Origin of the sequence: Aeromonas sp. 6P (assembly GCF_051919525.1) — a bacterium.
In the GTDB taxonomy this organism is placed as follows: domain Bacteria; phylum Pseudomonadota; class Gammaproteobacteria; order Enterobacterales; family Aeromonadaceae; genus Aeromonas; species Aeromonas veronii.
In genome coordinates this window covers 316969-329456 of the sequence record NZ_JBQBEO010000002.1, presented here as the reverse complement: position 1 = coordinate 329456, position 12488 = coordinate 316969, and the positions used below count along the sequence as shown (strand labels likewise).

The 12488-nt window shown below is 60.0% G+C and carries 10 protein-coding genes and 1 pseudogene; 7 read left to right on the top strand and 4 right to left on the bottom strand.

Translation table 11 applies throughout. The features are described 5' to 3' along the window. Window positions 1-43: 43 nt before the first annotated feature. The 6 genes from ACTG2J_RS01610 (at window position 44) to ACTG2J_RS01585 (ending at window position 8088) form a co-directional block, all read left to right on the top strand. The gene (locus ACTG2J_RS01610) at window positions 44-766 is read left to right on the top strand and encodes an SDR family oxidoreductase (protein ID WP_005348556.1); all 723 of its coding nucleotides are present in this window, start codon (window positions 44-46) and stop codon (window positions 764-766) included. Window positions 767-854: 88 nt separating this feature from the next. Beyond that, window positions 855-1178: a hypothetical protein gene (locus tag ACTG2J_RS01605; protein ID WP_005339955.1), complete on the top strand. Its 324-nt coding sequence runs from the start codon at window positions 855-857 to the stop codon at window positions 1176-1178. 46 nt (window positions 1179-1224) lie between these two features. After that, the gene (locus ACTG2J_RS01600; RefSeq protein WP_101531249.1) at window positions 1225-1656 is read left to right on the top strand and encodes a DUF411 domain-containing protein; all 432 of its coding nucleotides are present in this window, start codon (window positions 1225-1227) and stop codon (window positions 1654-1656) included. Window positions 1657-1890: 234 nt separating this feature from the next. Then, window positions 1891-4044, top strand: a complete 2154-nt coding sequence (locus ACTG2J_RS01595; RefSeq protein ID WP_439989087.1) for a S9 family peptidase — start codon at window positions 1891-1893, stop codon at window positions 4042-4044. Between the two features lie 413 nt (window positions 4045-4457). Continuing rightward, window positions 4458-5429 carry a TAXI family TRAP transporter solute-binding subunit gene (locus tag ACTG2J_RS01590; RefSeq protein ID WP_005339950.1) on the top strand — a complete coding sequence of 324 codons (972 nt, stop codon included), beginning with the start codon at window positions 4458-4460 and terminating at the stop codon, window positions 5427-5429. Between the two features lie 103 nt (window positions 5430-5532). Next, window positions 5533-8088, top strand: a complete 2556-nt coding sequence (locus ACTG2J_RS01585; RefSeq protein ID WP_005357644.1) for a TRAP transporter permease — start codon at window positions 5533-5535, stop codon at window positions 8086-8088. Between the two features lie 520 nt (window positions 8089-8608). Here the strand turns inward: ACTG2J_RS01585 and ACTG2J_RS01580 are convergent. Then, complete coding sequence (locus ACTG2J_RS01580) at window positions 8609-9862, bottom strand: phospholipase D-like domain-containing protein (protein WP_425856124.1); 1254 nt, start codon at window positions 9860-9862, stop codon at window positions 8609-8611. Between the two features lie 73 nt (window positions 9863-9935). Here ACTG2J_RS01580 and ACTG2J_RS01575 point away from each other — a divergent pair, with 73 nt between their 5' ends. Continuing rightward, entirely contained in the window at window positions 9936-10112 is a 177-nt protein-coding gene (locus ACTG2J_RS01575; protein ID WP_005339947.1) for a hypothetical protein, read from the top strand. On the opposite strand, the pseudogene ACTG2J_RS01570 reads toward ACTG2J_RS01575, so the two are convergent. The 3 genes and pseudogenes from ACTG2J_RS01570 to tatA form a co-directional block, all read right to left on the bottom strand. Beyond that, window positions 10090-11509 (bottom strand): annotated as a pseudogene (locus ACTG2J_RS01570) (transglycosylase SLT domain-containing protein). The gene ACTG2J_RS01575 and the pseudogene ACTG2J_RS01570 overlap by 23 nt on opposite strands. 229 nt (window positions 11510-11738) lie before the next feature. Then, window positions 11739-12041, bottom strand: a complete 303-nt coding sequence (locus ACTG2J_RS01565) for a YfcZ/YiiS family protein (protein WP_005339945.1) — start codon at window positions 12039-12041, stop codon at window positions 11739-11741. 16 nt (window positions 12042-12057) lie between these two features. After that, on the bottom strand, window positions 12058-12219 hold the full coding sequence (gene tatA / locus ACTG2J_RS01560) for a twin-arginine translocase TatA/TatE family subunit (protein ID WP_047434601.1): 162 nt from the start codon (window positions 12217-12219) through the stop codon (window positions 12058-12060). Window positions 12220-12488: the final 269 nt, after the last annotated feature.

Sequence of the window (12488 nt, the reverse complement as noted above, 5' to 3'; positions counted from 1 at the left end):
ACCTGTTTGCTCAAACCGACTCTTGAATCAGAAGGAAAGACCCATGTCCAAATCTCTCGTCGTGATCACCGGTGCCTCCGCCGGGATCGGTGCCGCCATCGCCCGTGCCTTCTCTGCCGCCGGTCATCCGCTGCTACTGCTGGCCCGCCGGGTCGAGCCGATGCAGGCACTGAACCTGCCCGATACCCTCTGCATCGGGGTCGATGTGACCGACACCGCCGCCATGAAAGCCGCCGTCCAGCAGGCAGAAGCCAAATTTGGCCCGGTCGGCTGCATGGTCAACAACGCCGGCGTCATGCTGCTGGGTCAGGCCGATGTGCAGGATCCCGCCGAATGGCAGCAGATGCTCAACATCAACGTGATGGGGGTGCTGAACGGCGTCCACGCAGTGCTGGCAGGCATGAAGGAGCGCCGCAGCGGCACCATCATCAACATCAGCTCCATCGCCGGTCGCAAGACCTTCCCGAACCATGCTGCCTACTGCGCCACCAAGTTCGCCGTGCACGCCCTGACCGAGAACATCCGGGAAGAGGTAGCCGATGTCGGCGTGCGGATGGTGACCATTGCACCGGGTGCGGTCGAGACCGAGCTGCTCAGCCACACCACTGACGAGAGCATCAAGGCCGGTTACCACGACTGGAAAGATCAGATGGGAGGCGTCATTGCGCCGGAAGTAATCGCCGATGCCGTGCTCTACGCCTGGAACCAGCCTGCCAACGTCTGCGTGCGCGAGATCGTGCTGGCGGCGACCCGTCAGCAACCTTAATCTTGGCTGACTGACACTATGGGGAGAGCTTGACCCTCCCCCGGGGCACAGGGTTACCATGTGCCCCTTGTTATTTTCGAGTCATTCCATGGTTCTCACCCGTCGCCAACTCGCTCACGCCCGTCGCTGGCTCCCCTTGTGGAGTCTGGTGCTGGTGTTGATGTCGTTTGGCAGCCGGGCCGCAACCGACCTCTGTACCCTGACTACCCACTGCAGCCAGAGCGAGCGCACCCTGGAAAAAGCGATGCCCTGCGGCAGCTTTACCACCGCCCTCTCGATGACGCTGGTAGGCAGCGACAGCCTGACGGTCGCCGTGCTGGAACCGGATACCCCCGACTTCGCCTCCCCCTCTCTCTTTATGCCGGACGCTCCGTGCGAGCGGCTCGAACGTCCCCCACGCACCCGGATCTGAAACGCATCCCGTATCGGGCATCTTTTCTTTCAATCTGAGGTGAGTGATGTACAAACCCCTGTTACTGGCCATGCTGGCCGGTACCGTCAGCTTTTCGGCCCTCGCGGCCGAGAAGATGACCGTCTACAAATCCAAATATTGTGGCTGCTGCCAAAGCTGGAACGAGCACATGGAGCAGAATGGCTTCGAACTGGAGGTCATCGAAACCGAACAGCTCGGCGCAGTGAAGCAGCAATACGGTATCGCGCCTGAACTAGCCTCTTGCCATACCGGTATCGTAAATGGCTATGTGATCGAGGGGCATGTACCGGCCGCCGATGTGCAGAAGCTGCTCAGGGAAAAACCGGCAATCCGTGGCCTGACCATTCCGGGCATGCCCCAGAGTGCGCCGGGCATGGATATTCCGGGCCATCCCTATGAGGTACTGAGTATCAGCAACGAGGGCGCGACCAACAGCTGGTCGAGCTACCCAGGCTGACGAAAACTGGTCATGAGAGGGCACTCCCATATCATGTGAGGCACACCTGAGCGGACTCTTGCCGCTCATGGCCAGAAAGAGGGCCGCTATCACGAGATAGCGGCTTTTTTTGATTACATTTCCTGCAATAACAAGGGATTGCTTGCAACCACCGGCAACAAGGGGCAGATTTAACGCCAATTCATGGAGCCGATGCTCAGGTCTACCAACCCTTTCCAGCGCCAAGGATGCGACATGTTTACCTTTTCCCGAGGAGTTCTGCTGCTAGCCTTTCTGACAGTTCTCCCCCCTACTTATGCCAATGAAGAGCCCGCCATGCTGACAAGCGAACATCCAATCCAGCCGCCCGTGGCCGCCAAACATCCCCGCACCCTGAAAAAACACGGGGATACCCGCATCGACAACTACTACTGGCTGCGTGACGACGAGCGGCAGAAGCCCGAGGTATTGGACTATCTCAAGGCCGAGAACGCCTATACCGAGGCCATGCTCAAGCCGACCCAACCCCTGCGCGAACAGCTTTACAAAGAGATGGTCGCCCGCATCCCCCAGCAGGATGAGTCGGTGCCCTATGTGAAGAATGGCTACCGCTACCAGACCCGCTATGAGCCGGGCAAGGAGTACGGGATCTACTCGCGCACCAAGCTCGGTGAAGAGCAGTCGAGTCTGCTGCTCGACAGCAACCTGCGGGCTGAAGGGCGCGAGTTCTATGCCCTCGGCGCCCTTGAGGTGAGCCGTAACAATCGCTGGCTGGCGGTGGCGGAAGATTTCCTCTCCCGCCGTCAGTACCAGATCCAGTTCCTCGATCTGGAGAGCGGCCAGTGGGCCACCGACAAACTGGAAAATACCTCCGGCAATCTGGTGTGGGCCAACGACAACAAGACCGTCTTCTATGTGCGCAAGCACCCGCAGACCCTGCTGCCCTATCAGGTCTATCGCCATACGCTCGGGACGGATCCGGCCACGGACAAGCTGGTCTATGAAGAGAAGGATGACTCCTTCTACATCAGCCTCTACGCTACCACTTCGGAAGATTTCATCGTCATCGCCCTCTCCAGCACCACCACAGGCGAAGCGCGGCTGATCGATGCCAACCAGCCGGAGCACGCCCCACGCCTGTTCCTGCCCCGTCAGGTGGATCACGAATACAGCCTGGATCACTACCGCGGCCGCTTCTATGTGCGCTCCAACAAGGATGGCAAGAACTTCGGCCTCTACGAGACCAAGGAGAGCCCGGTGGATCGCTGGAAGGCGGTGATCGCCCCCAATCCGGAGGTGCTGCTGGAGAGCTACGCCCTGTTCAAGGATTGGCTGGTACTGGAAGAGCGCAACAAGGGGCTGACCCGACTGCGCCAGATCAACTGGCAGAGCGGTGACGAGAAGGAGATCGCCTTCGACGATCCCGCCTATGTCACCTGGCTTGCCTACAACCCGGAGCCGGATACCAGCGCCCTGCGCTATGGCTACTCCTCCATGACCACCCCCGCCTCCACCTATGAGCTGGATATGGCGAGCGGCAAGCGCACCCTGCTCAAGCAGCAGCCGGTGGCCGGCTTCAAGGCCGACCAGTACGCCAGTGAGCGACTCTGGGTGACCGCCCGCGACGGTGTATCGGTGCCGGTGTCGCTGGTCTATCGCAAGGACAAGTTCAAGAAAGAGCAGGCCGATGCGCCCAAGAATCCGCTGCTGGTCTATGGCTATGGATCCTACGGCGCCAGCATGGATCCCGACTTCAGCAGCTCGCGCCTGAGCCTTCTGGACAGAGGCTTCGTCTACGCCATCGCCCATATCCGGGGTGGTGAAGAGCTGGGCCGTCACTGGTACGAAGATGGCAAGTTGCTGAAAAAGCAGAACACCTTCAATGACTTTATCGATGTCACCAAGGCGCTGGTTGAGCAAGGCTACGGGGCCAGGGATCAGGTCTACGCCATGGGCGGCAGCGCCGGCGGCCTGCTGATGGGGGCCGTCATCAATCAGGCGCCCGAACTCTATCGCGGCGTGGTGGCGCAGGTGCCATTCGTCGATGTGGTCACCACCATGCTGGACGAGTCGATCCCCCTCACCACCGGGGAGTATGACGAGTGGGGCAACCCGAACCAGAAGCCCTACTACGACTACATGAAGAGCTACAGCCCCTACGATCAGGTCAAGGCGCAAGCCTACCCCAACCTGCTGGTAACCACCGGACTGCACGACTCGCAAGTGCAGTATTGGGAGCCCGCCAAGTGGGTAGCCAAGCTGCGCGAGCTGAAGACGGATGATAACAAGTTGTTACTGAACACCGACATGGACGCCGGCCACGGCGGCAAGTCCGGCCGCTTCAAAGCCTACGAGGATATCGCGCTGGAATACGCCTTTATCCTGGATCTGGCCACCCCGACCAACTGATCTCTCATGACTCCGGCCCTTGTCATTCAAGGGCCGCATAAGAATCCTCTCGTAGTTTTTCCCTCTTCCATTTCCCTCCATATCAAATTAATCTTCGGCAAGAAAATGAATGATCGAGGTCATGTTTCTCAAGATTTAACTCCGCTATTTTGCCATTTCGTTTGATTTATGTTGGGTGAATGTGCTTAATCGGAGTGCTTGCAACTTTTTATTTGGCCCCTCAGGGGCCAATTTATCTTCGACCGACAGGAGGTCGGTAGCCTCACCACAGGATGAGGGTGACTGCCGGAAAGGGGGTGATCAACTCCCCCGCTTTCGCGCAACGAGAAGAGCGGGCAAGCCCGGCGCAGAACGGGATTGCCATCAATTTATCCGGGGATCGGATAAACAAAATCAAAGAAAAGGGAGAAAAAATGAAAGGATTAACTTTGGCATGCGCCCTGTCGGCGGCTCTGGTCGGTGTTTCATTCGGTGGTCCGGTACAAGCACAGGAGCGCTTCGTGACCATAGGCACCGGCGGTCAGACCGGCGTCTACTATGTCGCTGGCCAGTCCATCTGCCGCTTCCTCAATCGCGGCGCCGCCGATCACCAGATCAAGTGCAACGCCCCGGCCAGTGGCGGCGGTGTTGCCAACGTCAACGGCATCCGCAGCGGTGAATTCAACTTCGGCATCATGCAATCCGACCACCAGTTCAAGGCGATGAAGGGGCTGCCACCGTTCCAGGCCGAAGGGGCCATGGACGATATGCGCGCCGTCTTCTCCCTGCAGAGCGAAGTGTTCACCATCCTGGCTCGCCGCGATGCCAAGATCGCCAGCTTCGACGATCTGAAGGGCAAGCGCGTCAACATCGGCAACCCGGGCTCCGGCCAGCGTGACACCATGGAAGAGATCATGGCGGTCAAAGGCTGGAAAAAGGGTGACTTCGGTCTGGTCTCCGAGCTGAAACCGGCCGAACAGGCCTCCGCCCTCGGTGACAACAACATCGACGCCATGAGCTACTTCGTCGGTCACCCGAACGGCGCCATTCAGGAAGCTTCCACCACAACAGATGCAGTACTGGTACCTGTGACCGGCGCCGACATCGACAAGCTGCTGGCCGAGAAGAGCTACTACAGCAAGGCCGAGATCCCGGGCGGCATCTACAAGGGCAGCGACAAGCCGACCCCCTCCATCGGTGGCAAAGCGGTGCTCTCCACCAGCGCCAAAACCGATCCGGAAGTGGTCTATCAGCTGGTCAAGTCGGTGTTCGACAACCTGGATCGCTTCAAGCGCCTGCACCCTGCCTTTGCCGACCTGAAAGAGGCCGACATGATCAAGGTAGGTCTCTCTGCACCGCTGCATGAAGGGGCTGCCCGCTACTACAAAGAGCGCGGCTGGCTCTGATTGAAGGCCCCGGGGCCTTTGTCACTCTCTTCGACACCCGTCTGCCGCCTGATTGCGGGGGCGGGTGTCGCTCTTGTTGTACTCGTTGGCACAAGTTAACCCTATGCAAGATAAACAACTCTCTACCGAGGAACTGATCGCTCAAGATGTGGGCGCTCGCCTGCCGCTGGGCATCATGGGCTGGCTCATCACCGCGCTGGCGCTGGCCTGGTCGCTGTTCCAGCTCTGGATCGCCTCGCCACTCCCCTTCATGGTGGGGTTTGGCGTACTCAATGACACCGAAACCCGCTCCATTCACCTCACCTTCGCCCTGTTACTCGCTTTTCTGGTGTTCCCGGCATTTCGCTCCTCGCCGCGGGATCGGGTCCCCCTCGGCGATATCGCCCTCGGTCTGATCGCTGCTGGCGCCGCCTCTTACCTGTTTGTGATGTATGAAGCACTGGCGCTGCGTCCCGGCACCCTCACCACCGCCGATCTGGTGACCGCCTGTATCGGCATTCCGCTGCTGCTGGAAGCGGCGCGCCGCGCCCTGGGGCCGGCACTGGCGGTCATCGCTATCGTCTTTCTGATCTACAGCCTGGCGGGCCCCTGGATGCCGGGACTGCTGGCACATCGCGGGGTAGGCTTTACCGCACTGGCCAACCACCAGTGGATCACTACCGAAGGGGTGTTCGGCATTGCCCTTGGCGTCTCCACCAGCTTCGTGTTTCTGTTCGTGCTGTTCGGCGCCCTGCTGGAGCGGGCCGGTGCCGGTCACTACTTTATCCAGCTCGCCTTCAGCCTGCTCGGTCACCTTCGTGGCGGCCCGGCCAAGGCGGCAGTGGTCGCCTCCGGCCTGACCGGCCTGATTTCCGGCTCGTCGATTGCCAACGTGGTGACCACCGGCACCTTCACCATCCCGATGATGAAGAAGGTGGGCTTCAGTTCAGAGAAAGCGGGGGCGGTCGAAGTGGCCTCCTCGGTCAACGGCCAGATCATGCCACCCGTGATGGGGGCTGCGGCTTTCCTGATGGTCGAATACGTGGGCATCCCCTATGTGGAGATCATCAAGCACGCCTTCCTGCCTGCCGCCATCTCCTACATAGCGCTGCTCTACATCGTCCATCTGGAGGCGTTGAAACTGGGCATGCAGCCCATCGGCAACCATCAACCCAAACCCTGGCTGCGTCGCCTGACCGGTTTTGCCTTTGGCGCGGCCCTCATCAGCGGCCTGTCACTGGCGGTCTACTATGGCCTCGGCTGGCTCAAACCTGCACTGGGTGACTACGCTCTGCCGGGGATCTCGGTACTGCTGGCTGCCACCTATGTGGCCCTGTTGAAGATCGCCGCCAGCAATGAACCACTGCCTGCCGAAGATCCCGACAAGCCGCTCACCGAGTTGCCCAACACCCGCGCCGTGCTGCTCTCCGGCCTGCACTTCCTGCTGCCGGTGGTGGTACTGGTATGGTGCCTGATGGTGGAACGCCTCTCGCCGGGGCTGTCGGCCTTCTGGGGTACCGTGATGCTGGTGATCATCCTGCTGACCCAGCGCCCGCTGCTCAACTGGCTGCGCAAGGACGGCAAGCACGACTACGGCACCGTCGCTGACGGCGTGGTGGATCTGCGGGAAGGGCTGGTCGCAGGCGCCCGCAACATGATCGGTATCGGCATTGCCACCGCCACCGCGGGGATTATCGTGGGTGCTGTCTCCCAGACCGGGGTTGGTCTGGTGCTGGCGGATCTGGTGGAGTTCCTCTCCATGGGCAACCTGCTACTGATGCTGCTGCTCACCGCCCTGCTGAGCCTGATCCTCGGCATGGGGCTGCCGACCACAGCCAACTACATCGTGGTCTCCAGCCTGCTGGCACCGGTGGTAGTGACGCTGGGGCAGCAAAACGGGCTGATCGTGCCGCTTATCGCGGTGCACCTGTTCGTCTTCTACTTCGGCATCATGGCGGATGTGACGCCGCCGGTGGGGCTGGCCTCCTTCGCGGCAGCGGCTGTCTCCAAGGGCGATCCCATCAAGACCGGGATCACGGCGTTTTACTACAGCTTGCGTACCGCAGCGCTGCCGTTCCTGTTTATCTTCAACACCGATCTGCTGCTGATCGACGTGGACTTCGCCCACGGGGTGCTGATCTTCATCGTGGCGACCATCGCCATGCTGATCTTCGCCGCCGCCACTCAGGGCTGGTTCCTGGTGAAGAGCCGCTGGTACGAGAGCGTGCTGCTGTTACTGGTCGCCTTTACCCTGTTCCGCCCGGGTTTCTGGATGGACATGGTGCACGATCCCTATCGCGAGACCCCGCCTGCCCAGCTGGCCCAAACCATGGGTGAAGTGGAGGCGGAGAGCACCCTGCGGCTGCGGATCCTCGGTGAAGATGCAGTGGGCAAGCCACGCAAGTTCACCCTGCTGGTCGCCGTACCGGATGGGGCAAATGGCGAAGAGCGGCTGGCCAATCTGGGGCTGAGCCTCTATGAGCAGGATGGCAAGACGCTGATCGACAACGTCGCCTTTGGCAGCCCGGCCGCCACCATGGGACTAGAGTTCGATCAGGAGATCCTCACCGTCAAGGCGCCGACCGAGCGCTGGACCAAGGAGTGGATGTGGATCCCGGGCTTCCTGCTGTTCGGGGCGATCGTCTGGCTGCAGCGTCGCCGCAGCGTCAAGGCCGGTTAACCCACTGGGCAGATAAGACAGAGGGCCGCTATTGCGGCCCTCTTTTTATTGCCTTGCCCTCTGCGGCTCTTGCGATGAGCAACACTCATGGAAAAGGTAAACGGTGGCGAGCGGCCAAAAAAGTGGGGTGACATGTCCATGTCACCCCCTCGCAAATAGCATGTTCCATATTGGAGTCCGGCCACGCCGGGTCTCTGTTTCACTTTCCGATAGTTCGCGACCCATCTGAAGTGTGCGCCAATTGCAGCAATGCAACCGACCAGCTACCCGTTACAACCTTCATCCACACGGCAGACAAGCCACCGTGTTTGTCCTTGCAACTGAAATATTACGCATAAAAACAAAATAAAAAACGTTTTTATGCTAATTCCATTCACATCAGAGTACAAAAAACAGCCTTATCATCACCACTAAATTGTTATAAAACAGCAAGATAGATTCATGCATGGTTATTCACCCGCAAAGGGTATCAGCAATGGCTTACAAGGCTTTGCGAGATCTCGCACAAAAAATGGCCGCCTCACAGCCAACGGCGCAGGGGCAACCAGTCACTCAGGCGTGCTATCAGTCGCCTTGACCACCCTTCGGGTTTGCGCGGCAATCCACCCGCCTGCTCCTGCCAGCGAGCCAGCCACATTCGCAGCGCCTCGCAGATCGGCGGGCAGTGCAGATGCAGCATCAGCTCGGTATTGAGAAAGAGCGAGCGGGGATCGAGGTTGAGGCTGCCAAACAGCGCCCGCTCTTCCCCCAGCAGGATCAGCTTGGCGTGCAGGCTGCCGTGGCCATGGTCAAACTCGGCGACCCGGATCCCGCGCCGCAGCAACCAGCCGAGATAGCGCTGATAGGCGCCATAGACCAGCGGCACATCGGTGCTGGCCAGCGAGTTGGTGAGAATGTCGATGGCGACCCCCTGCTGGCGTAGCCGCGCCAGACGGTGCCGGAACCCGCGAGTAAGGATGAGGTAAGGGGTCACCAACCCCAGCGAGCCAGGATTGTCAGCCAGCTGGCGCCAGAGCTGACGGGCGGTGGTGGGACGGGAGATAAGCCCCTTGCCGGGACGGTCGAACCACACCTCTGCCCGCCCCTCGTGCCACTGCAGCGGTACATCGCTCTCGTCAAACAGCGCCGCGGGCAGATCGTAGACCGTCGCTACCGCCGGATCCGTCATGGTGAACAGGAAGTCGTTGACCACCTCTATTTCGGCGGGCAGCAACTCGCGGCGCAGCAGATGGCGGATGGGGTGACTCCAGCGGCTGTGCCAGAACTGCTCGAACCCCTGCACCATCTGCTGGCACAGTCCCCCCTGACAGGCGAGATCGAGATCCACGAAGGGAGCCTGCGGATCCAGACCGAAGTAGCGATCGCCTATGTTGCGCCCGCCGATCAGCGCCTGCTTGCCATCCACCAGCAGCAGCTTGTTGTGCATCCGGTGGTTGATGCGGCGAAAGCTGAGCAGCCCCTCCAGCAGCAGTGCCAGCGGGCGCCAGCCCCGCAGCCAGAAGGGGTTGAACAGCCGCACCTCGATCCCCGGGTAGTGAGCCACCATTTCCAGAAAGCGGTTGTCACCGGCATAGAGATCATCCACCAGCAGCTGCACCTTGACGCCGCGCCGAGCGGCGTGAAGCAGCTCGCTCAGCAGCAACTTGCCGCTGCTGTCCTCTTCCCAGCTGTAGTACTGCGCCTGGATCCGCTCGCGGGCATGGCGGATCCATTGACAACGCACCTTCAGCGCCAGCAGAGGATCGTCGATCAGGGCAAAGGATCCGGGGATCATGGTGTCATCCTGCTGTCATGGCCGGGTGTCATAACGCTGGCGAGCCTCTTCACATATTCAAAAGGAGTTGCTGATGGAACTGCATGATACCCCGATGTTGCGCTATCTGGGCCAGCTCAGCCAGCCAGATCTTATCCCGGCCACCGGCCCCGCCCACTGGTTTTTGCAACACAGGGACGGTGGCTGGCAATTGCCGACCGTGCAGGCGACCCTGCCGGTCAACCGGCTCAGGGCTGAGCCGCTTCGATAGCGGCAGCCTTGCCCTCGATCTGGGGCAGGCTGAAACGATAGGCCACGTAGTACTTGTAGATGGTGCCGACATAGTTGATCGGCCCCTGTCCGACTTCGTTGGCTACCAGCTGATCCACGTTGCCGAACCAGACGTTGGGATCGAGCCCCAGTTTCTCCGCCTTGCCTCGCAGCGCCTGCACCCGGTTCGGTCCGGCGTTGTAGGCGGCGAGGGCAAACAGGTGGCGGTTGAGCCGATCCAGCTTGGGATCATTGAAGTAGGTATCGAGGATCAACCGCATGTAGCGGCAGGCGGCCTCCACATTTCCCTCCAGCGTGGTGAGTCTGGCGCCGTTGATGCCGACCTCCCGCCCCGTACTGGGCAGCAGCTGCATGAGGCCCACGGCCCCCTTGGGCGAACGCGCCTTGGGATTGAGGCCGGACTCCTTGTAACCAAGCGCCGCCAGCATCAGCCAGTCAAGATCGTATTTATTGGCGTACTTCTCCAGCACCTTGCGAATGGTCGCGAGGCGCCCTATGGGATCCGGCGCCAGGATATTGCTCATCTGATCGCTGCGAACCAGCAGCCGGCGCAGGGTCATGTCGCTGTAAAGGCTGTTGCGGCTGACACTCGCCAGATAGCCATTGACCGCCTTGAGCAGCTCGGGGCTGTTCTTGCGCAGCGCCCAGGCACTGGTGCCGTTGCTGCGCAGGGGGATCAGCTTGTGGGCCTTGAGGCCGGAGATCATGCCACCCAGCCAGATCCGCCCCTTGTAGCTGTCGGTCACCGTCAGGGGAATAATGCCAGCGGCCACCATCTCCAGCAGATCGCCATCCTGCAGGTATTCGGGCACTGTCTCGATATAGAGGGGGCAACCCCAGTTCGCGAAACAGCCAGTTGAGCTGGCGCAGACTCTCGTAGTAGCTGGAGCTGGCGCGCACCCAGACCCTCCTGCCGGATAGCTGGGTAATGCGGCTGAAGGCGGGCAGGCTCTGCTGGCTCACCACCCACTCCTCTATGGATGAAATGAGCGGCCGGGAGAAGGCCACCTGTTCACGCCGGGTCGGGGTCACCGTCATGGTCGCCGCCACCAGATCGCCACGCCCCTCGGTCAGATAGTCCAGCAGCTTGTCCTGCCGCACCGGGATGTAGACCACCTTGAGTTTGACCTTCTCTTTGGCGAGATAGGTCTTGTTCAGCCAGCGTTCGAACCCTTGCAGCTGATTGACCAGAATGCCGTACTGGGCGCCGCGATCGAGAAAGTAGAAGCCGCGCTCATAGACCACCAGTGCCCTGAGTTCGCGCTTTTGCAGAATGCTTTCGAGGTCCCCGGGTTGGGGCAGACGCTGTGGCTTGAGTTCAGCCGCGAGCAGGGGAAAACAGCAGAGGGCCAGCAGCGCCCAGATCCAGCGTCGCATCACGATGGCTGCCCCTGTGCTGAGGTCACGCCTGCTGCCTGTTGGCAGCACGGATCACGATAGAGGGTGGGATTGGGGGCAGAGATCCATCGCTGCGTCATGATGTTTACGCCTTCTGTTGGCCGACTCGCGCCGGGCAAAAACGTCTGTGGGATAGAGTAACTATAGAACGCCGACCCACAGCAGAAGGGTCAACACGGCAGGCAAACCTGCCGCGTTATCAGACAACTCAGATAGAGCGGGCCCGCATTTCGAAAATCAGTTTTTCGGCGGTGCAAGTGAATTGCAGGCGGGCTTTCAGGATCACGCCGTTGGCGCCCTGGGTCAGTTCGCTGCTCACTTGAGCTTCGGCAGTGACCTGTTTGGCCAGAGCTTCATAGGCAGCCAGCTTGGCGCGGGCATCCGCCTCGGCCGCGGCTTCAATCACCAGATCCATCACATCGTCGCCTTCGCCGATGATGGTGCCGATCTCGGCAAAACAGCCGCAGCTGTCACAGGTTTCGTTCAGTTCAACTTTCTCGTCTACAGACATTTTCTACTCCTACTGCTTATTTCGGATGATTTGCGTCGTCACGCATCGCCTTGCGAAAATCTTTGATGGCGGTACCCAGATCCTCACCTGCAGTGGCAAGACGCTTGCTGCCGAAGACCAGCACAACAACCAGCAAGAGGATCAGCATATGCCAGATATGAATTCCACCGAGTCCCATAGGGATACTCCCTCACAAAGAGATATCTGTTACTTGTATCAAAATAGAGCGCAGGGATTGTTGGGCAAAATCAAGGCAGGTGCAAGTGAGCAAATAAATCATAGCCAAAAAATAGGGCGACCCAAAGGTCGCCATATTGATTGTGCTACATGTCCCCTCAACCGCTACATCCTGTACCAGTGGTTCATGCGAACCTGAGACCATTCGAGGATAAGATCGCCAAGATATGAAAACAAATGGTATAAATTCATCTTAGAATTGAAGAGGAT